The organism is Oceanimonas baumannii, assembly GCF_002245495.1.
Classification (GTDB): Bacteria; Pseudomonadota; Gammaproteobacteria; order Enterobacterales; family Aeromonadaceae; genus Oceanimonas; species Oceanimonas baumannii.
The window spans coordinates 12,468-31,553 of the sequence record NZ_NQJF01000015.1 but is presented as its reverse complement, the minus strand read 5'-3'; the positions used below and the strand labels follow the sequence as shown (position 1 = coordinate 31,553).

Here is a 19,086-nt window from a genome sequence, read left to right as displayed (position 1 = left end):
TTTTTTGTGGTCAGTCTGCCTGGCTTGTTACTATGCCGGCTACGTTAGCTGCACTGAACGACGATATGAATAATCTGCTTTCCTCTTTGCCGGCAAACCTTGCCGAAGAGCAATTTGATGCCTTGCTTACGACACCTGGCGTACGCATTGAACGCATTGTGTCCCTTGGCCACACCTCACCAGCCGAAGGCTGGTACGATCAGGACGAAGATGAGTGGGTACTGGTGCTCACCGGCAGTGGCACCCTGGAGTTTGCCGATGGCCGCCGGCAGGCACTGGCTCCCGGTGACTATCTTTATATTCCTGCGCATCAAAAGCACAGGGTATGTCATACCCATCAGACGCAGCCAACGGTCTGGCTGGCGGTGTTCTTTCCACCACAAAACCGGTATGCCATTACGCCCATCACGGCGGAAGATGACGCCGCTATTTGCCGGATTATTCAGCATGTGGGGGCAGAGTTTGGTGCCGTGGGGGAGGGCTTTGGCCCCGGTGATGAAGAGGTGCTGTGCATGAGCCGTCATTATTGTCTTGAGCATCACAGCCGTTATTTTGTTGCCCGGCTGAACGGCGAGATAGTGGGCGGTGCCGGTCTGGCACCGTTGAATGGCATGCCTGGAGTGTGCGAGCTGAAAAAACTGTTTCTGCTGCCTGCTGCCCGGGGGCATGGTATCGGGCGGCAACTTGCCGACGCCTGCCTTGACTTTGCTGCCGGGCAGGGGTTTGCGTCCTGCTACCTGGACACCCTGGGCAATATGAGCGCCGCCATTTGTTTGTATGAACAATTGGGTTTTCGCCATCTGAAGGCACCGCTTGCGGGGTCGGTGCATGGCGGGTGTGATGTGTGGATGCTGAAAGATTTCGGTCGATGAATGTCATGGAGTATGAAGGTATGAGTGCGTTTTTTGACAGTCCTTTTTCCGGGAAGTCGCTGCGTGAGCAGGTGAGCAACCCCAATATCCGGGTGGGCCGGCACAGTTATTACTCCGGTTATTACCATGGTCACGGTTTTGATGACTGCGCCCGTTACCTGGCTCCCGATCGGGATGATGTGGACAAGCTGATTATCGGTAATTTCTGCTCTATCGGCTCTGGCGCTGTTTTTATGATGGCGGGCAATCAGGGACACCGCACCGACTGGATCAGTACGTTTCCGTTTTTTTATCAGACGGAGCCCTGTTTTAAGGGGGCAAGCGACGGCTTTGTGCGAGCGGGAGATACGCAAATAGGGCACGATGTATGGATTGGCTCGGAAGCCATGATTATGCCCGGTGTCTGTATTGGCAATGGCGCCGTGATTGCCAGCAGGGCCCTTGTTACCAAAGATGTCGCACCGTTCTCCGTGGTAGGAGGGAGCCCGGCCAGACATCTGCGTTTCCGTTTTGAACCGGCACAGATTGAGCAGCTACAGCAGATGCAATGGTGGCATTGGCGTGATGAACAATTGCAGGGTGTCATGCATTTGCTGTGCTCAGCCGATATCAACGGACTGTATGATTACTGGCAAAAGGCGGTACCGGAAAGCCCTGCTACAGACCCCGCTTGATACGCTTTTCTGGCCAGAGTCTGGCGCTCGTTGTTTTACCGAGGATAGCGCTATAGGCTAAGGGAGCACCAGAAAATGGTTATTTCTGTCGGTTCAACAAGGAGTCCCAATGTCGTCACACAGTGAGTTGCTAGCCCTTCTGGGAATACGTTATCCCCTTATCCAGGCGCCCATGGCGGGGTTGTCTACGCCAACACTCGCTGCGGCAGTGTCCAATGCCGGGGGGCTGGGCTCTTTGGGATTGGGGGCCAGCTCGGTGGCGGATGCCCGCCGGCAGATAGAACAAACCCGACAACTCACCGACAAGCCCTTTAATACTAATGTGTTCTGTCATGCGCCGGCCCGGCGTGATGCCAGGGTAGAAGCGGCCTGGCTGCAACACCTGCAGCCATTCTTTGACGGACAGGGAGAACCGGTACCGGCGCAGCTGGAAGAAATTTATACCAGCTTTAATCACAACGACGCCATGCAGGAGTTACTGCTGGAGCTGCGTCCTGCCGTGGTCAGCTTTCATTTTGGTCTGCCACCGGCACCGTTTGTTGAACGTCTGCACCGTGCCGGTGTGACCACCCTCGCCAGTGCCACCAGTCTGGAAGAGGCCCGTGCCATTGAAACGGCCGGTATTCACGGGGTGGTGGCACAGGGCATTGAAGCCGGCGGACACCGGGGCATGTTTGATCCCGGTGCGCACGACAACCAGCTGAGTACCGCCGGGCTGGTATCATTGCTGGTCAAGGAATGCCGGCTGCCGGTGATAGCCGCCGGAGGCATTATGGATGGTGAAGATATACAGGCCATGCTGGCGTTGGGTGCTGCAGCGGTACAGTTGGGTACCGCCTTTGTGGCCTGTCCGGAATCGGCCGCCAACGAAGCCTACCGCCAGCGGCTGATGAATGCCGGTGAGACCCGGTTAACCCGCACCTTGTCGGGCCGGCCCGCTCGGGGGCTGCTGAACCGCTTGATTGAACACGGCGAGGCTGAAGGTGCCCCGGTGGTACCGGATTATCCGGTGGCCTATGATGCCGCCAAACGACTGCACGGAGCGGCTGCCCGGCAGGGTTGTGATGATTTTGCCGCTCACTGGGCAGGTACCGGTGTACAGCGCACCCGGGCATTACCGGCTGATGAACTGGTGAAACGGCTGCTGAATGAAGCCGGTGTCCGGGTGGTTAATGGTGCCTGTTAATAAAAGCAGCGCCCGCGCCGCTGCCCGGCCGGTATTCTGGCGTGATCCGCGGATGCCCCAGGTCGAGCTGCGCTATATCGATGATGGCCGTGAGGTGGGTTATGCCCCTCACAGTCATATGCAGTGGTCGTTAGGGGCCATTACGTCTGGCGAGAGCACTTTTTGCTATCGCCAGGAGCGGCATGATGTGCAGGCAGGGGATCTGGTGCTGATGAACCCGGACTGGGTACACGCCTGCAATCCGCTCGAGAACAGTCCCTGGGCCTACTTTATGATGTACGTGGACACTGCCTGGCTGACCCGGCTGCGTGCTGATGCCGGTCTGTTGCCTGATGAACAGTGGCAGGATATTAGCACTGCCGTTATCCGTGACCTGCGCTGGTTTGACGGTTACCGCCGGCTGGCCGCTTGCCTGCTGTCTACAGCGACTCCCTTGCTGCAGAAACAATCATCCCTGGTTGAATATTTGTCGGCACTGATGCATCACCTGGCCGCTCAGCCGGCGGCGTGCCCGTCACCGGTTCCGGCACGGTGTCAGCAGCTGGCGGGCTATCTGGACGAACATTGCCTGGAAGAGGTGTCGCTGGATGATTTATGTGCGCTGAGCGGTTACAGCGCAGGTCATCTGGTGCGTCTGTTCAAGCAACATTTCGGCATTACTCCCCATGCCTATCTGATTAACCGGCGTATCCGGCAAGGCCAGCAGCAGCTGAAGACGGGGACCGGCATCGCTGATGTTGCACTGAACATGGGTTTTGCGGATCAGGCCCACTTTCAGCGGGCCTTTAAGCGGCTGGTAGCGGCGACTCCCGCTCAGTATCGCAGCAAGTAAAGGCAGCTGGCAGCCAGCAGCAGAGCAAGCAGCCGGTTCAGCCAGCGCAGCCAGTGGCCGGAGCCCAGCCGGTGGCGCAGTGCCTTGCCCAGCCATACCCAGCAGGCAAGCGAACACCAGCATACCGGCAGGTAGACCAGGGCAAACCAGCCGACCTGCTCCATGCCGCCATTGGTATAGGCTGCAATGCCTGCCGCTGACGCCAGCCAGGCCTTGGGGTTGAGCCACTGCATCAAGGCACCGGTCAGCAGACCAGGAGACTTGTCTGAGCCCGATACGGCAAGGGAGCCTGAAGCAGTAGCCAGCCGGAAGCTCATATAAAGCAGAAAGGCGATACCGCCCCAGTGCAGCATGTTCAGCAACGGGGGGTAAGCCTGTAACAGGCCGTACAGACCCAGCCCGACCGCCAGAAACAATACGATAAACCCGAGCGTGGCACCGGTAACGAAGCGTAGTCCGTGGTGCAGCGGATGATGCAGTCCGCTGCCCAGACATACCTGGTTGACAGGACCGGGGGAAATGGAGGCGGCCAGTGCAAACATCGCCATGGGCAGGATCAGTGAGAAGGTCATGGTTGCTCCCGTAAAGACCAGTAAAACAGAAGGTCAGTCTGCCGGGAGCAGGGTGTAAAAGATTGAACGAAATTGATATTTGCCGGTGAGCTGAAACGGCTATAAGTCGTAGGGCTCCACTGACACACCTTCCAGTGAGTAGGCCGCATCGGCGATGTCGTTACTGGCGGATACCGTGCTGAGGGTGCCGGCCACCCAGACCGCATCCCAGAGATCGTCTACCCTGGCTCCTTTGGGGTAGTTAACGTACACAATCTGGTTGGTGGGCGGTGGCGGTACATGGATGCAGGCACCGAAATAAGGCACCAGAAAGAAACGGGTGATGTGTTCACTGTCGCCTTCCAGCGGCACCACAAATCCGGGCAGCCTTATTTTTTTGCCATTCATGGCCGGGACCACCTTGCCCACCGGCTGACCGGGAATGGCGAACTCGTCGTTATGGTCCACCTCGGGAAAGGGGGGCGGATTGAGTTGCTCTTCCAGCGGGATCAGATCGTTCCAGTCGGTAAGCTGAAAGTCATCGGCCAGTGCCGGCGTTGCGAGCAGCGCCAGCCCCAGCAGGGTGTGGGTCAGTTTCACTGTTTGATACTCATACCGTCGTTAAGGGAATAGCGAAATGCCTGTGCGGCCGGCAGCAGACCGGTAAGAATGCCCGCCAGCCAGATATAACCGAGCAGACGCCATTCGGCTATATCTGGCAGCCCAGGCTGCAGTTGCAGACCATAGCCAGCCTGTAATGCCGGTGCTGCCGCCAGTAACATACCATAAAGCAGCGTCATGCCCAGGATCAGCCCAAGTAGGGTCAGCAAGGCCGCCTCCAGTGTCAGCAGCATAAACAGATGCCGTGGGCCAGCGCCCAGTGAGCGTAATATGGCCAGCTCTCTGCGCCGTGCTGTAAGGCCGGCCAGCAAGGTGGTCAGCATGCCCAGCAGACCGGCCACCACCACAAACAACGCAATCAGCGCAATGGCCTGCTCCGCCAGACTCATCATGCTCCACAGCTCATGCAGGGCGGTACCGGGCAGAATGGCCGACAGCGGCTCGCCACGATAGTTATTGATGCTGCGCTGCAGCCCGAAGGCCTGTACGGGATTACTCAGCCCCACCAGAAATGCAGTGATGGCAGTGGGGGTCAGATCCTGCTGCCTCGCCTGTTCGTGGGTCAGGGTGTGAGTTTGCCGGCCACTTTGCCAGCCCAGATGAATGGCTTCCAGTCCGTCGAGACGAACGTGTACGGTTTTGTCCACCGGCGTACCGGTGGCAGCCAGAATGCCGGTGAGGGTAAAGGGCAGATCGTCGTGTAGGCTGAACGAAGTGTTACCGGCGCCGTGGGCGATGACCAGCTGATCGCCGGGCTGGTAACCCAGCTGTCTGGCCACTTCTGCTCCGATTACAACGTCAAAGGTGTCGCTAAAAGGGCGGCCACTGGCAAATTCAAGCGGTTGTTGGCGGCCATAGGCATAGTGGCGGAAATACTCCTCACTGGTGCCGAGCACACGGAAACCCTGGTGCGAGTCGCCCAGCGACAGAGGAATGGTCCAGGCAACACCGGGCTGGTTTTTGATACGCTGATAAGACGTCCAGCTGATGTTGTTGGTAGGGTTACCGAGCCGGAATACCGAATACAGCAGCAGGTTAATCTGCCCCGAGCGGGCACCCACGATCAGATCGGTGCCGGAAATAGTGCGGGAAAAACTGTGTTTCAGCTCGCTCTGCACCTTGTTGACGCCCACTAGCAGCAGCACACTGATGGCAATGGCCAGCACCGTCAGACCGGCGGTCAGCCGCCGGGCCCATAAACTTTTAAAGGCCAGGCTCAGCATGCTTGGCTCCGTTCAGTTGGTTCAGGGAAATCACCCGGGAAAACAGCGGCTCCAGCCCGGCATCGTGGCTGACAAAGATGAGGCCGCTGCCGGCGTGTTCGCACTCGGCAAACAGCAGCTGCATAAAGGCGGAGCGGCTGCCGGCATCCAGTGCCGAAGTGGGTTCGTCGGCAATCACCAGCGGCGGCCGGCCAATCAATGCCCGGGCGGCGGCCACCCGCTGTTGCTGGCCGATGCTGAGCTTGTGCACCGGCTGTTGCCACAACACCTCGGGCAGTTGCAGGGCGCTCAGCAGGCGCGCGGCTTCCTGGCTGGCAGGACGGTTGAGTCGTTTGCGCTTATGGGCGGAAAAGATGAGGGCAGCGGTGACATTTTCCATTACCGACAAATACGGCAACAGATTAAATTGCTGAAAGATATAGCCCATCTGATCGGCACGAACACGGTCCCGCTGATGACCGGAAAGCCGGGTAAAGTCCTGCCCTAGGATCATCAGGCTGCCCTGGTCCGGCTGCAGAATGCCTGCCAGCAGACCCAGCAGGGTGCTTTTGCCGCTGCCGCTGGGACCCCTGATAAACAGCCGCTCACCTGGGGTGAGGGTGAGATTGTTAATCTTCAGCAGTGTCGCCTGGCCGGGCCAGGCGAACGACAGGGCATTAATGGAGACGAGCGCAGACATTACCAGTTTGCCTGTGGCTGTTCCGGTGTCAGGGTGGCGGCTATCTGGGTGTCCGGTGCTATGCCTTGCAGGCTGATGCGGTTAAAGCTCGGGAACTGCTGAAACAGGCCAGCGGCGTTAAGCTGGTTTAGCGCGTCGGGCTGACTGCACTGCCAGGAATAACTCAGCTTGATATCTTTATGGGCATGTTCATCATGGTGCTCATGCTCATGCTCATGCTCATGCTCATGCTCATCGTGTGCATTGTGCCCGTGTTCTGCATGTTCATTATTTTCAATATGCTGAGCCTGCTGTAGCACGCAACCGGCGGAGGCGGGCAGGGTAAACAGGGCATCGGCATCCTGCGCTTTTTGCAGGGCATCGGCAAAGGTCGCCCGCTCTTCGCTGGTCACCGGATTATGTTCAAAACCTACAATGTCAGCGGCAGGGGAAAACAGCTCCAGCGCCAGCTGCTGTCCGCTGATGGCCAGGTTCAGCTGGCCAAAACCATGCTCGTGCACGCCGTGCTGAGTATGGGCCAGCAGACTAAAAGGCAGCAGGGTAAGGACAAGAGGTTTCAGGTTCATTTGGTGCTCCGATGGTTTGTTTTGTAACGTTATAACAATTTAATTGTTCTCTTGTAAAGCATCCCTGGGGTGCTGCTGGATGAAATCGATAAAGGCCTGCTCGGCCCGGGAAAGCCGGCGATCTTTGGGCCAGGCCAGGCACAGGTCAAGAAAATAGGGGGTTTCAAAGGAGATAGGCACCAGATCAGCGTCGTTTTCCACTACCATGCGTAAAAAGCTAGCCACTGCAAAGCCCTGCCGGACTACCGCCTTAAGCAAAGGGATCAGATTGCTCTCAAAGCCTATTCGTGGCTGTATGCCCAGTTTGCGGGCCATGTCATCAATGTATTCCCGGTGATAGAAACCATGGCGAAACACTGCTAACTCTTCGTTGAGAAAATCCTGAAGGCGAATACGGGGCTGGCCGGCGCGCGGATGATCTCGGGCTACCACGGCCACCATTTCTTCCCGCAACAGCGGCAAACCGCACAGACCGGCGGGCAGATCCGAGGTGAGCACAATGCCCAGCCCCAGCCGGCCGCTCAGCAAATGATCCAGCACAATCTGGGTACCGGCTTCTTCCACCCGAATGCTTAAGCCCCCGTAGCGGTGTTTAAATGCCATCAGTAAGGGCGGAAAGTAAAAGGAGCCCAGCATGCTGGGAATGCCAATGGTGATCTCGCCGGCCTCCAGGTTGTGGAGGGCGTTCATGTCCTGCTCGGCCAGGGTGAGTGCCGCCAGGATCCGCGCACTGTGTTCAGACAAGCGCTTACCTTCGGCGGTCAGATGCAGCCGGCCTTGGTGGCGTTCAAACAGCACCAGCCCCAGTTGCTGCTCCAGCTTTTTAATGGTCATGGTTACGGCAGGTTGCGCCAGGTGAAGTTGCTCGGCGGCCCGGGTGATATTGCCGGTGTGGGCCACGGCCATAAACTGCCGTAACCAGCGAGGATCGATCATAATCAGTTCTTATAAAATCAATAATTTTAATATATTTAACTTATTCTCTTTGTCAGCGTAAGGTCAACCTATTCTCTCCTGCATTCAGGCTTGCCATGCACGATATCAAAACTCCCGTCTGGTGGCGGGCCACTCTGGCTCTTGGCCTCGGCTCGGTACTGGTGTTTGTTAATCTTTATGTTGCCCAGCCGCTGTTGCCGCTGCTGGCACAGGACTTTGCACTGTCGGCACTGGGTGCCGGCTGGGCCTTGTCGGCGTCGACCCTGGGGCTGGCTGCGGGACTGTTGTTCTGGGCTCGTCTGGCAGATCGGGTGGGACGCAAACGAGTCATGCTGGGAACCTTGCTGGCGGCCATTCTGGTGGGGCTTGTCGTCGCTTGGGCACCGGATTACACCGTGCTGGTCGCGTTGCGGGGGCTGCAGGGTTTTTTTCTGGCTGGCTTGCCGGCAACGGCGGTGGCCTATATGGGAGAGGAATTTACTCCCAAGGCGCTGATGACCAGCATTGGTATTTATATTGCGGCCAATTCCCTGGGCGGCATTAGTGGACGGGTGCTGGGTGGTTTGATTGCTGGCTGGTTTGGTGAGTGGCAGGCTGCCTTTGTGGTGTTAAGCGCAATCAGCCTGCTGCTATGGGCTCTGCTGCCCAAGTGGCTGCCTGACTCGCGTTGCTTTGTGCCTGCAGGTAAAGGGGCCGGTACCCGGGCGTTACTGGAGCATGTGCGCAATCCCTTATTGTGGCCGGTGTACCTGGTGGGCGGGCTAAACTTTATGGTGTTTCTTAATCAGTACACCTACGTGGCTTTTTATTTGTCGGCACCACCGGTGTCGCTGGCACCGGCGGCCATTGGTTTGCTGTTTTTAACTTACCTGACCGGCACAGTCGCTTCCGGCGTGAGCGGTGTTCTGATCAGCCGGTTTGGGCTGGCCAATACCCTGCTGGCGGCCATTGTCCTGATGGCCGTGGGCAGCCTGGGGTTATTCAGTGAGCGGCTGCCGGTGATAATCACGACACTGTTTATCGACAGTTTTGCGTTTTTCCTGGCCCATGCCTGTGCCAGCAGCTGGGTGGGACGTAGCGTCAGTCACAACCGGGCCCTGGCGTCTTCTCTTTATCTGGTGTTTTATTATGTCGGAGCGAGCCTGGGCGGGTTATACCTCTATCCCTTCTGGCAGGCCGCCGGTCTGCCTGGAGTGGCGGTGGGCATGATAGCGGTGATGGGTGTGACTGCCGCGCTAACGGTGCGCCTGGGGCGGGCGCAATGCCGGCATGCTGACGAGCCTGAAAACGTCACCCCCTTATAGGCGGGGGCCAGTCGCCCGCTGTGTATTGCAGCGTTTCGTCCTTATGTCACCCCCCGCTCAGGCGTTGTATGTGAGATGGATTCTCGCCTTCTCGGGAATGACAAAGAACAGGGCGTAAATGACAGAAAGAGTCGAATGAAAAAGTAGGTTGGGACGAGTCCCAACCTGTCAGCGACAGTTTTGCAAAAAATAATTGTCCGGCACCGGTACGACTGCGCCTTCGGCAATTTCCCGGGCAATGGTGTCGGCCAGGCTTTGACAATGAAACTTTACCTGTAACGGAGGCAGGGCGAGGGTAACTTCTTCCGGCATGCCTTTCTGGCTGAAGGGGATATGAGGGTAGCGTTCAAGCAGGGTGTTGAGGCAGGGCACGACTATCTCGCCATGCTCCAGGCCAGCGTAGTGTGTTTTTCCTGGTTTTGGGGCTGCCAGCTCAAGGCAGGGAACAGGGCCAAAGGGGCCGGACAACGGCTGCTGGAGAACATAGGTGATAATGGGTCGTCCGCCGATCATCCCTTCCACCAGGACACGGCCGTGCCGGGCAAGTGTCTTTTTCAGGGACAGGTATTCTTCGTTGGTTGCAGCCCGGTAGCAAACATGATCCATCGGGCCCAGGTTCAGGGGCAGCCCGGATTCCGTCATGGCACTGGCCAGTTGTGTAAAAAAGGCGTCTGTCTGGGTACAAAAAGTGGACACGGCGCTCACCATTTGCGTTTCGGCTCAAACAGGACATCAAGCTCGGACTTTTCGTTTTCTTGTTCTTCCTGCTGCTGTTCGGCCTGCTGTTGTTTATTGTCTAGCTCGTCTATCCACTCCAGAAGGGTTTCCTCAATGTTCAGCAGCTGTTCATCCTTGTCCGGCAGCGGGGCAAGAATTTTTTTGCCTTTTTCCAGCATCTGGCGTGCCGCGGCAGTTTCCCGATTGTTGATGGACATCCGAACCCGCTTAAGCAGATTGGACAGATTAATTTTTAACTGTACCAGCTCCAGGCGGCGATCTTCCGCCACAAAAGCCTGGGCACCCAGCTTGCCACTGTGGTGCTCCTGACGCACCACATGGCGCAAACGCTTCACCAGTTTAAGCATATGCAGGGCCTGCTGATCCGACTCCGGCCGGCGGAAACTGCCCTGAACTGGCGGAAAATTGTCTTTGGCATCCTGAACTTGCAGGCGCACATTATTCAGGCGGGCACCGAGCTGGCTGTTGCCCGGATCGGTTTCCAGCATGGTTTTCAGACTGTGCTGCACGCGCTGATACAGGGTCAGTACCAGGGTCCGGCTGTAGGGTAACTGGCCCGCATTCAGCAATAGCTCTTCGGTTTCATTCACGATCTGGTTATGCCGTATCAGAATACTGCGTTTTTCCGCTACCTGCTTTTGCCGGTATTGCTGCAGCATGTTGTAAACGATAACAAGAAACAGCAGGGCACCTATGGTTATCAGTACCAGGGTCAGGATCATCGGCAAAGGCTCGCTAGAGTTGGTCACGCATGAGTTGAAATGTTAACTCACAGAGCGGTCTTTGGCTAACGAACTGAATCAATAAACGGTGAAGTTTCAGGCCGTTAGCCGACTATTAATCAGGTATAACGACCGCAATACAGAGGATCTTTTGCGAAGGTCTGGTAGTATTTACATAAGTCATCATGGAACCGGAGCATCATGAAGCTTCAACAGTTGCGCTATATCGTCGAAGTTGCCAACCACAATCTTAATGTTTCTGCTACCGCAGAGAGCCTTTACACCTCTCAACCCGGCATCAGCAAGCAGGTGCGTATGCTTGAAGACGAGCTCGGTGTGCAGGTGTTTGAGCGCAGTGGCAAGCACCTTACCCAAATCACTCCTGCCGGTCGTGATATTATTCGTATTTCAAGCGAAATTCTGGGTAAAGTGGAGAGCATTAAGGCGGTTGCCAGCCAGCACACCCACCCCGATCAGGGCACGCTGAATATTTCCACGACTCACACCCAGGCGCGCTATGCCTTGCCGGGGGTAATTAAAGGCTTTATTCACCGTTATCCCAAAGTGTCGTTGCATATGCATCAGGGCACACCGGTGCAGATCAGTGAGTCGGTATCTAAAGGCTTGTCTGACTTTGCGATTGCTACCGAGGCCATGCATTTGTATCAGGATCTGATCATGTTGCCCTGTTATCACTGGAACCGCTGTATTCTGGTACCGAAAGATCATCCCTTGGCATCGGTCAGTAAACCGTCCATTGCCGATATTGCCGGTTACTCTCTGGTGACCTATGTCTTTGGTTTTACTGGCCGATCCGAGCTGGATGTGGCTTTTAATCGCGCGGGCTATGAACCGAAAGTGGTGTTTACCGCTACCGACGCCGATGTCATCAAAACCTATGTGCGTCTGGGCATTGGCATTGGTGTACTGGCGAGCATGGCGGTTAATCCGGACGAAGACAGCGACCTGGTGGCGATTGATGCCGGTCATTTGTTTGAGCCCAGCACCACCAAAATCGGTTTTCGCAAGGGTACCTTCCTGCGCAGTTATATGTATGACTTTATGGAGCGGTTTGCTCCGCATCTTACTCGTGACCGGGTTGACAAAGCCATTGCGCTCAGATCACCGGATGAAATTGACAAGCTGTTTGAGGACGTGGCGTTGCCAATGCGTTGACCGGCCACCCTTCGGATGGAGCTGGAAGCAGTCAGCTATCAGCTGTAAGTCGCGGGGAATTGTGCATTCACTGCTGTGTTTGCAGAAGCAATCTGGTCTTTAAAATGGATTCCGGCTCTAGGCCGGAATGACTGCCAGGGGGCCTGCAGGCACGGTGTTGTGCTTACAGACCCCTCGTTAGGCTGTAGCTGACAGCTTATGGCTTTTAGTTACCGAGTCCTTTGCCTGCATCGTCTTTGGCGATCAGCTCAATTTTGTAGCCATCCGGATCTTCAACAAAAGCAATGACAGTAGTGCCGCCTTTTACCGGGCCCGGCTCACGGATGATCTTGCCACCGGCGGCACGGATCTGCTCGCACATGCCGTAGATATCTTCGGCTTCAATGGCGATGTGGCCATAAGCATTGCCCTGATCGTAGCTGTCGGTACCCCAGTTGTAAGTCAGCTCCAGCACCGCCTCATCTTTTTCTTCGCCGTAGCCGACAAAAGCCAGGGTGTATTCATATTCGGCATTCTCGCTGGTACGCAGCAGTTTCATGCCCATGATGTCGGTGTAAAAGGCGATGGACGTGTCCAGGTTACCCACTCGCAGCATGGTGTGCAGGATTCGCATAGATTGCTCCCATTGTTGTGTGTTGGCGCGGTTACTCACCGGCCGGATATTGTTTGTCTTTAAACTCGCACAAATCCTCAATCACACAAGCGCCACAGCGGGGCTTGCGTGCCGTGCAGACATAGCGTCCGTGCAGAATAAACCAGTGGTGCACATCAAGTTTGAACTCGGCAGGTACCCATTTCAGCAGTTTGTGCTCCACTTCGTCCACGTTCTTGCCCGGCGCAAACCGGGTGCGGTTGGACAGCCGGAAAATATGTGTGTCTACGGCAATGGTCGGCCAGCCAAAGGCGGTGTTCAGTACCACGTTGGCGGTTTTGCGGCCTACTCCGGGCAGGGCTTCCAGCGCCTCCCGGTTTTCCGGCACTTCGCCTGCGTGTTTTTCCAGCAGAATGGCACAGGTTTTGATGACGTTTTCGGCCTTGGAATTGAACAGACCAATAGTTTTGATGTGTTCTTTTACCCCGTCCACGCCCAGGGCCAGCATTGCGGCGGGGGTGGGGCCGTCGGTAAACAGGCCCTTGGTGGCCTTGTTGACGCTGACGTCCGTGGCCTGAGCCGACAGCAGCACCGCAATCAGCAACTCAAAGGGGTTGTTAAAGTTCAGCTCGGTAGTGGGGTGCGGGTTTTCTGCCCGCAGCCGCTCCAGAATGAGACGGCGTTTTTCCATATTCATAAAGAGGTTACTCGTGCTCGGGTGACTTCCGTTTTAGGGGCAGGAGCCCGACGGGCGGCCAGCCGGCCGTCTATCCAGTTTTTGGCCGCGACCATCAGACCCAGACCAATAAAGGCCCCCGGAGGCAGAATGGCCAGCAGAAATCCATTGTCCAGATGCAACACATCCATCCGCAGCCCGGCGGCCCAGTCACCCAGCAGCAGCTCGGCACCATCGAACAGCGTGCCCATGCCCAGCAATTCGCGCAGCCCGCCCAGCACCAGCAGAACGGCAGTAAAGCCGAGGCCCATCATCAGGCCGTCGAGTGCTGCCAGCGGAGCACTGTTTTTGGAGGCAAAGGCTTCGGCCCGGCCGATGATCACACAGTTGGTGACGATCAGCGGAATAAAAATCCCCAGCGACTGATAAAGCCCGTAGGTATAGGCATTCATCAGCAGCTGTACGCAGGTTACCAGGCTGGCAATAATCATCACATAGATGGGAATGCGCACTTCGTTGGGTACCCAGCGGCGAACCAGCGAAACAGACAGGTTGGAGCCTACCAGCACCAGCAGGGTGGCAATGCCCAGCCCCATGGCGTTGGTCAGGGTGTTGGTCACGGCCAGCACCGGACACAACCCGAGGATCTGCACCAGGGCCGGGTTGTTGCTCCACAAGCCCTGGCGAACAATCTCTTTGTGTTGATCGGTCATAGCATTTCTCCGCAGCGGGGGGCTTCTGTCAGTAACCGGGGGTGTTCATTGACCAGCAGTAATACTTTACGCACCGCACCCACCACGGCCCGGGGCGTGATGGTGGCGCCGGTAAAGGCATCGAACTGGCCGCCGTCGTTGCGCACTGCCCAGCGCGGGTCATCGGCACCATTCAGCTGCTTGCCGTTAAAGTCGAGTAACCAGCGGGATTTTTTGAGCTCTATTTTATCACCCAGACCCGGGGTTTCGTTGTGGTTGAGCACCCGCACCCCGGACAGGGTACCGTCGGCATTGACGCCCACCACCAGTTTGATGGCGCCGCTGTAGCCATCCGGAGCGATGGCTTCAATGGCATATCCCTGCACCTCACCTTGCTTGACGGCTGTAAATACCGGCAGGGGATCCCGGCTGCCCAGATACTGGAGGTTCTGCAGTTTGACACAGTGCTCAAACAGCGGCTCGTCGTGGGTGTCGCCGGGCAGCAGTTCGTCCAGTACCTGAAGTAATTGCGCCTGCTCCTGCTCGACAATGGTACTGCGGGTCAGCTTGTTGGTGAAGGCGATAAGCGCCGTGCACACCAGGGCAAACGCCGCCAGTACCAGTCCGTTTTTGCGCATTGTTTCCAGCATCAGCGGCGCTCTCCGTAGGTGGCGGGTTTGGTCAGGCTGTCGATCATCGGCACGGTCAGGTTAGCCAGCAACACGGCAAAGGCAATGGCATCGGGGTAGCCGCCAAAGGTACGGATCAGGTATATCAGCAGGCCGATAAGGGCCCCGTAAATCAGCCGGCCTCTGAATGTGGTGGAGGCTGATACCGGATCGGTGGCAATAAAGAAAGCACCTATCATGGTGGCACCGGAGAACAGCTGGATCAGCGGCCCTGCGGTATTGTCGGGGGAGATCATAAAGCCGAGAAAACTCAGCACCGCCAGGCTGGTCAGGAGGGAAACCGGAATGGCCCAGTTGATCAGCCGCAGCCGTAACAGCGCAATACCACCGGCAAGGTAGGCCAGGTTGACCCACTGCCAGCCAATCCCGGCCAGACCGCCAAACACCGGTTCGTTCAGCACTTCACTGGCGGTAAGCCCCTGGGTAAAGCCGGTTTTCAGGGTGTCGAGCGGTGTGGCCATGGTGGTGCCGTCTGACAGCTCGCGCAGCTGGTGCGGGCTGAAGCCATCCAGGGTATAACCGGTGAAAATGGCAGACAGGCTATCGGCCAGCCCCGGCGGATATTGCTGCAGCTCCAGGGGAGGCAGCCAGCTGGTCATGTGCAGCGGAAACGACACCAGTAGCAGTACATAGGCCACCATGGCAGGGTTAAAAATATTCTGGCCCAGACCGCCATACAACTGCTTGGCAATGATAATGGCAAAGGCGGTGCCAATGACCACCATCCACCAGGGAGCCAGCGGTGGCATGGCAACGCCGATCAGCAGGGCGGTAAGCAGGGCGGAATTGTCTTGCAGCACCGTCAGCGAGCGGTGGCGGAGTTTTAGCACCAGGCCCTCGGCGGCATAAGCGGTGAGTACCGCCAGAGCTATTTGCACCAGGCTGCCCCAGCCAAAGAACCACCATTGCATGGCGATGCCTGGCAGCAGGCAATAGCAAACCCGCCGCATCAGCACCGGGGTGCTGAGGGGCGCATGATCATGAGGTGAGCTGCTGATAGTAAACGCCATTAGGAGTCGTCTTCCGATTTTGTTGTTGAACTGGCGGCGGCCTTGCGCGCCTTGGCGCGGGCCACGGCGGCGCGAATGGCGGCCTTTTTATCGTCGCCGGCATTTTCCGCTGGGGCGGAGTCGGGCTCACCTTGCTCTGCGGCCTGCGCGGCTTTGCGGGCCTTGGCGCGGGCCACGGCGGCAGCGATGGCGGCCTTTTTATCGTCGCCGGCATTTTCCGCTGGTGCGGAGTCGGGCTCGCCTTGCTCTGCGGCCTGCGCGGCTTTGCGGGTCTTGGCGCGGGCCACGGCGGCGCGAATGGCGGCCTTTTTATCGTCGCCGGCATTTTCCGCTGGGGCGGAGTCGGGCTCGCTTTGCTCTGCGGCCTGCGCGGCCTTGCGGGCCTTGGCGCGGGCCACAGCGGCAGCGATGGCGGCCTTTTTATTGTCGCCGGCATTTTCCGCTGGTGCGGAGGCGGGCTCGCTTTGCCCTGCGGCCTGCGCGGCCTTGCGGGCCTTGGCGCGGGCCACAGCGGCAGCCACGGCCGACTGTTTATCATCACCGGCGACAGCGGGTGCCTCGGTTGCCTTGCGTTCGCGGTTGCGGCGGGCTTCTTCCTTGCGGGCGGCGCGAGCGGCGGCCATGTCGTCGGTACCTTCTGCCTGCTTGCGGGCTTTCACCCGGGCGAGGGCCGCGGCTACCGGATCTTCGCCCCCGGCATCGACCTGCTCTTTCATGCGTGCCTTGCGCTCGGCGGCCGCTTTTTGCTGACGCACCTGGCGTTCGTTTTTCTCCCGCTCCAGCCGGGCCTGACGGGCTTCAAAGCGCTGCTTTGCCCGTTCGGCCTGCTCGGCTTCACGCTGGGCCTGGCGGATGTCCGATTTGGCTATCCGGTAATACTGTACTAGCGGTATCTGACTGGGACAGACCCAGGCGCAGGCACCGCATTCAATGCAGTCGAACAGGTTATGGCTGTTCAGTTTGTCGTGTTCATTGGCGCGGGCATACCAGTACAACTGCTGGGGTAACAGGCTGGCCGGACAGGCATCGGCACACTGGCTGCAACGAATACAGGGCTGCTCTTCCACTGGTGGCGACAACTCGTGGCTGCCCGGTGCCAGTATGCAGTTGCTGCCTTTGATCACGGGCGCGGCGGCGGTGTGCAGGGTAAAGCCCATCATGGGGCCACCCATAATGATCCGTGGCTCGGGGCCGGGCACAAAGTCAAAACGTGTCAGCAAATGGCGTACCGGCGTGCCAATACGGACCCAGGCATTACACTTTTCGCCAAAGCCTTCACCGGCCAGCGTCACTACCCGTTGAATAAGGGGCTCGTCGTCGAGCACGGCACGCTTTACCGCAAAGGCGGTGCCCACATTCTGCACTACAATGCCTATGTCGGCGGGCAGACCATTGCGGGGTACCTGCTGGCCGGTGATAATTTCAATCAGCTGTTTTTCACCACCGGACGGGTACTTGGTGGGCACTGCCACGACCAGCACGTTTTCGTCGCGGTTCACTTCCCGCAAGGCGGTCAGGGCATCCGGTTTGTTGTCTTCCACTGCGATCACGGTGAGTGCAGGCCTGACAATGTGTCGCAAAATACCCACGCCGGCGAGCACCTCATCGGCGTGTTCACGCATCAGTCGATCATCGGCACTGATATAAGGCTCGCATTCCACCCCGTTAATAATCAGGGTCTCAATGGCCTTTTTGCGTGGGCGCAGTTTAACGTGCGAGGGAAAACCGGCGCCGCCCAGACCGGTGATGCCGGCATCATGAATGCGTTGTAGCAACACGTCGGCGTCCATGGTTTCTATATTGCTCATGGGGTAGCGCGCGCGCCATTCATCCCGGCCGTCGGGCACCAGAATAATGCAGTCGCCTTCCAGTCCGGACGGATGAGACAGGGGGCGGCGCTCTATGGCGCTGATGGTGCCGGAAGTGGGGGCATGCACCGGTATCATCATGGGGTTGTCGGGATCGGTCAGGCGTTCACCTTTCAGTACTGTGTCGCCTACTTCTACCCGCAAGCGGGCGGGCTGGCCGATATGCTGACGAATTTGCAGCACCAGTTCGCCGGGCAGTCCGGCGTCGGCAATGGGGGTCTGGTTGGCCGGCGTTTTACGTTCGGGCGGATGAATGCCGCCATGAAAGTCGTGCAGTTTGCCTGCTTTAAGATCCTGTAACAGCGACATTTACTTCACCTGCTTGATGGCAATGGGCTCAAGCTGCCATTTCCAGTTGTCGGGGGTAGTCTTGACCGGCATCATTTCTATGCAGTCGGTGGGGCAGGGATCCACACACAAATCACACCCCGTGCATTCATCGGCAATCACGGTGTGCAGTGCCTTGGTGGAGCCAACAATGGCATCGACCGGGCAGGCCTGAATACACTTGGTACAGCCTATGCACATGTCTTCGTGAATAAACGCGATCTTTTTCTCGGGTTCGGCGGCTTCCTCACCCATGGCCTGAGGCTCCACTCCCATCAGATCGGCAATTTTGCGCATGGTGGCGTCGCCACCGGGCACGCATTTATTAATGTCGTCTCCGTTGGCCACCGCCTCGGCATAAGGCCGGCAACCCGGATAGCCGCACTGGCCGCACTGGGTTTGCGGTAACAGCTCGTCCAGCTGTTCCACAATGGGATCCGATTCCACCCGGAACCGCACGGCGGCAAATCCCAGTATCAGTCCGAAAATAAGCGCCAGCAGCGCCAGCACGCCAATGGCGATAAGAATGTGTGTCATATTACAACTTGACCAGTCCGGTAAAGCCCATAAAGGCCAGCGACATCAGCCCGGCAGTAACCAGTGCCAGTGCCGGGCCACGAAATGGTGCTGGCACATCGGCACCGGCCAGCCGTTCCCGCATGGCGGCAAACAGCACCAGTACCAGCGAAAACCCTATGGCGGCCCCAAAACCATAAATCAGGCTTTGCATAAAATTATGCTGCTCGTTGATGTTGAGCAGGGCGACCCCCAGCACGGCGCAATTGGTGGTGATAAGGGGCAGAAAAATGCCCAGCAGACGATAAAGTGCCGGGCTGGTTTTGTGCACCACCATCTCGGTGAACTGCACCACCACAGCGATCACCAGAATAAAGGACAGGGTGCGCAGATAGAGCAAATCCAGCGGCAGCAGTATGTATTGGTTCACCAGATAGGAACAGGCGGCGGCCAGGGTCAGCACGAAGGTGGTGGCCAGACCCATACCAATGGCGGTTTCCAGCTTGCCCGACACGCCCATAAAGGGGCACAGGCCAAGAAATTTCACCAGCACGAAGTTGTTGACCAGCACGGTGCCGACAAACAGCAGCAGGTATTCAGACATGAGCACTCGGTAATCGACAATAAACGGCGACT

General features: G+C 57.7%; 22 protein-coding genes. 6 read left to right on the top strand and 16 right to left on the bottom strand.

Features of this window, described 5'->3' with window-relative positions; all coding sequences use genetic code 11:
* Positions 1-65 precede the first annotated feature (65 nt).
* The 4 genes from B6S09_RS18680 to B6S09_RS15840 all read left to right on the top strand — a co-directional run bounded on the left by B6S09_RS18680 (position 66) and on the right by B6S09_RS15840 (position 3,564).
* Complete coding sequence (locus tag B6S09_RS18680; protein WP_243832870.1) at positions 66-872, top strand: GNAT family N-acetyltransferase; 807 nt, start codon at positions 66-68, stop codon at positions 870-872.
* 20 nt (positions 873-892) lie between these two features.
* Positions 893-1,546 carry a type B chloramphenicol O-acetyltransferase gene (catB, locus tag B6S09_RS15850; RefSeq protein ID WP_094279515.1) on the top strand — a complete coding sequence of 218 codons (654 nt, stop codon included), beginning with the start codon at positions 893-895 and terminating at the stop codon, positions 1,544-1,546.
* Between the two features lie 109 nt (positions 1,547-1,655).
* Positions 1,656-2,732 carry an NAD(P)H-dependent flavin oxidoreductase gene (locus B6S09_RS15845; RefSeq protein WP_094279469.1) on the top strand — a complete coding sequence of 359 codons (1,077 nt, stop codon included), beginning with the start codon at positions 1,656-1,658 and terminating at the stop codon, positions 2,730-2,732.
* Positions 2,695-3,564 carry an AraC family transcriptional regulator gene (locus B6S09_RS15840; protein WP_243832871.1) on the top strand — a complete coding sequence of 290 codons (870 nt, stop codon included), beginning with the start codon at positions 2,695-2,697 and terminating at the stop codon, positions 3,562-3,564. Before B6S09_RS15845 ends, B6S09_RS15840 begins: the two co-directional genes overlap by 38 nt.
* On the opposite strand, the gene B6S09_RS15835 is transcribed toward B6S09_RS15840, so the two are convergent.
* The 6 genes from B6S09_RS15835 to B6S09_RS15810 form a co-directional block, all read right to left on the bottom strand.
* Positions 3,546-4,136, bottom strand: a complete 591-nt coding sequence (locus tag B6S09_RS15835; protein ID WP_094279468.1) for a LysE family translocator — start codon at positions 4,134-4,136, stop codon at positions 3,546-3,548. The genes B6S09_RS15840 and B6S09_RS15835 overlap by 19 nt on opposite strands.
* 99 nt (positions 4,137-4,235) lie before the next feature.
* Positions 4,236-4,715, bottom strand: a complete 480-nt coding sequence (locus tag B6S09_RS15830) for a DUF3299 domain-containing protein (protein WP_094279467.1) — start codon at positions 4,713-4,715, stop codon at positions 4,236-4,238.
* Positions 4,712-5,959, bottom strand: a complete 1,248-nt coding sequence (locus B6S09_RS15825; RefSeq protein WP_094279466.1) for an ABC transporter permease — start codon at positions 5,957-5,959, stop codon at positions 4,712-4,714. The genes B6S09_RS15830 and B6S09_RS15825 overlap by 4 nt, the downstream gene beginning before the upstream one ends.
* Positions 5,940-6,638, bottom strand: a complete 699-nt coding sequence (locus B6S09_RS15820; protein ID WP_094279513.1) for an ABC transporter ATP-binding protein — start codon at positions 6,636-6,638, stop codon at positions 5,940-5,942. The genes B6S09_RS15825 and B6S09_RS15820 overlap by 20 nt, the downstream gene beginning before the upstream one ends.
* Positions 6,638-7,204, bottom strand: a complete 567-nt coding sequence (locus tag B6S09_RS15815) for a DUF2796 domain-containing protein (RefSeq protein ID WP_094279465.1) — start codon at positions 7,202-7,204, stop codon at positions 6,638-6,640. The genes B6S09_RS15820 and B6S09_RS15815 overlap by 1 nt, the downstream gene beginning before the upstream one ends.
* Positions 7,205-7,243: 39 nt before the next feature.
* Positions 7,244-8,140, bottom strand: coding sequence for a LysR family transcriptional regulator (locus tag B6S09_RS15810; RefSeq protein ID WP_094279464.1), 897 nt, complete (start codon positions 8,138-8,140; stop codon positions 7,244-7,246).
* Positions 8,141-8,235: 95 nt separating this feature from the next.
* On the opposite strand from B6S09_RS15810, the gene B6S09_RS15805 reads away from it, so the two are divergent.
* On the top strand, positions 8,236-9,444 hold the full coding sequence (locus B6S09_RS15805) for an MFS transporter (RefSeq protein ID WP_094279463.1): 1,209 nt from the start codon (positions 8,236-8,238) through the stop codon (positions 9,442-9,444).
* Positions 9,445-9,612: 168 nt separating this feature from the next.
* Here the strand turns inward: B6S09_RS15805 and B6S09_RS15800 are convergent, their stop codons facing one another.
* On the bottom strand, positions 9,613-10,140 hold the full coding sequence (locus tag B6S09_RS15800) for a VOC family protein (protein ID WP_341802693.1): 528 nt from the start codon (positions 10,138-10,140) through the stop codon (positions 9,613-9,615).
* A 5-nt stretch (positions 10,141-10,145) separates the two neighbouring features.
* Positions 10,146-10,904, bottom strand: coding sequence for a DNA repair ATPase (locus tag B6S09_RS15795; protein WP_094279461.1), 759 nt, complete (start codon positions 10,902-10,904; stop codon positions 10,146-10,148).
* Between the two features lie 201 nt (positions 10,905-11,105).
* On the opposite strand from B6S09_RS15795, the gene cysB reads away from it, so the two are divergent.
* Positions 11,106-12,080, top strand: a complete 975-nt coding sequence (gene cysB, locus B6S09_RS15790) for an HTH-type transcriptional regulator CysB (RefSeq protein ID WP_094279460.1) — start codon at positions 11,106-11,108, stop codon at positions 12,078-12,080.
* Positions 12,081-12,285: 205 nt separating this feature from the next.
* Here cysB and gloA read toward each other — a convergent pair whose 3' ends face one another.
* From gloA to rsxA, 8 genes are read right to left on the bottom strand one after another with little or no spacing between them, the layout of a single operon-like run.
* Positions 12,286-12,693, bottom strand: a complete 408-nt coding sequence (gene gloA / locus B6S09_RS15785; RefSeq protein ID WP_094279459.1) for a lactoylglutathione lyase — start codon at positions 12,691-12,693, stop codon at positions 12,286-12,288.
* Positions 12,694-12,724: 31 nt separating this feature from the next.
* On the bottom strand, positions 12,725-13,369 hold the full coding sequence (nth, locus tag B6S09_RS15780) for an endonuclease III (protein WP_094279458.1): 645 nt from the start codon (positions 13,367-13,369) through the stop codon (positions 12,725-12,727).
* The gene (locus B6S09_RS15775; RefSeq protein ID WP_094279457.1) at positions 13,366-14,061 is read right to left on the bottom strand and encodes an electron transport complex subunit E; all 696 of its coding nucleotides are present in this window, start codon (positions 14,059-14,061) and stop codon (positions 13,366-13,368) included. The genes nth and B6S09_RS15775 overlap by 4 nt, the downstream gene beginning before the upstream one ends.
* Complete coding sequence (rsxG, locus tag B6S09_RS15770; RefSeq protein ID WP_094279456.1) at positions 14,058-14,690, bottom strand: electron transport complex subunit RsxG; 633 nt, start codon at positions 14,688-14,690, stop codon at positions 14,058-14,060. The genes B6S09_RS15775 and rsxG overlap by 4 nt, the downstream gene beginning before the upstream one ends.
* A complete protein-coding gene (gene rsxD / locus B6S09_RS15765) occupies positions 14,690-15,739 on the bottom strand; it encodes an electron transport complex subunit RsxD (RefSeq protein WP_094279455.1) in 1,050 nt (349 codons plus the stop codon). Before rsxD ends, rsxG begins: the two co-directional genes overlap by 1 nt.
* Complete coding sequence (rsxC, locus tag B6S09_RS15760; RefSeq protein WP_094279454.1) at positions 15,739-17,916, bottom strand: electron transport complex subunit RsxC; 2,178 nt, start codon at positions 17,914-17,916, stop codon at positions 15,739-15,741. The genes rsxD and rsxC overlap by 1 nt, the downstream gene beginning before the upstream one ends.
* Positions 17,917-18,471 carry an electron transport complex subunit RsxB gene (gene rsxB, locus B6S09_RS15755; protein WP_094279453.1) on the bottom strand — a complete coding sequence of 185 codons (555 nt, stop codon included), beginning with the start codon at positions 18,469-18,471 and terminating at the stop codon, positions 17,917-17,919.
* Position 18,472: 1 nt separating this feature from the next.
* A complete protein-coding gene (gene rsxA / locus B6S09_RS15750) occupies positions 18,473-19,054 on the bottom strand; it encodes an electron transport complex subunit RsxA (protein WP_094279452.1) in 582 nt (193 codons plus the stop codon).
* Positions 19,055-19,086 lie beyond the last annotated feature (32 nt).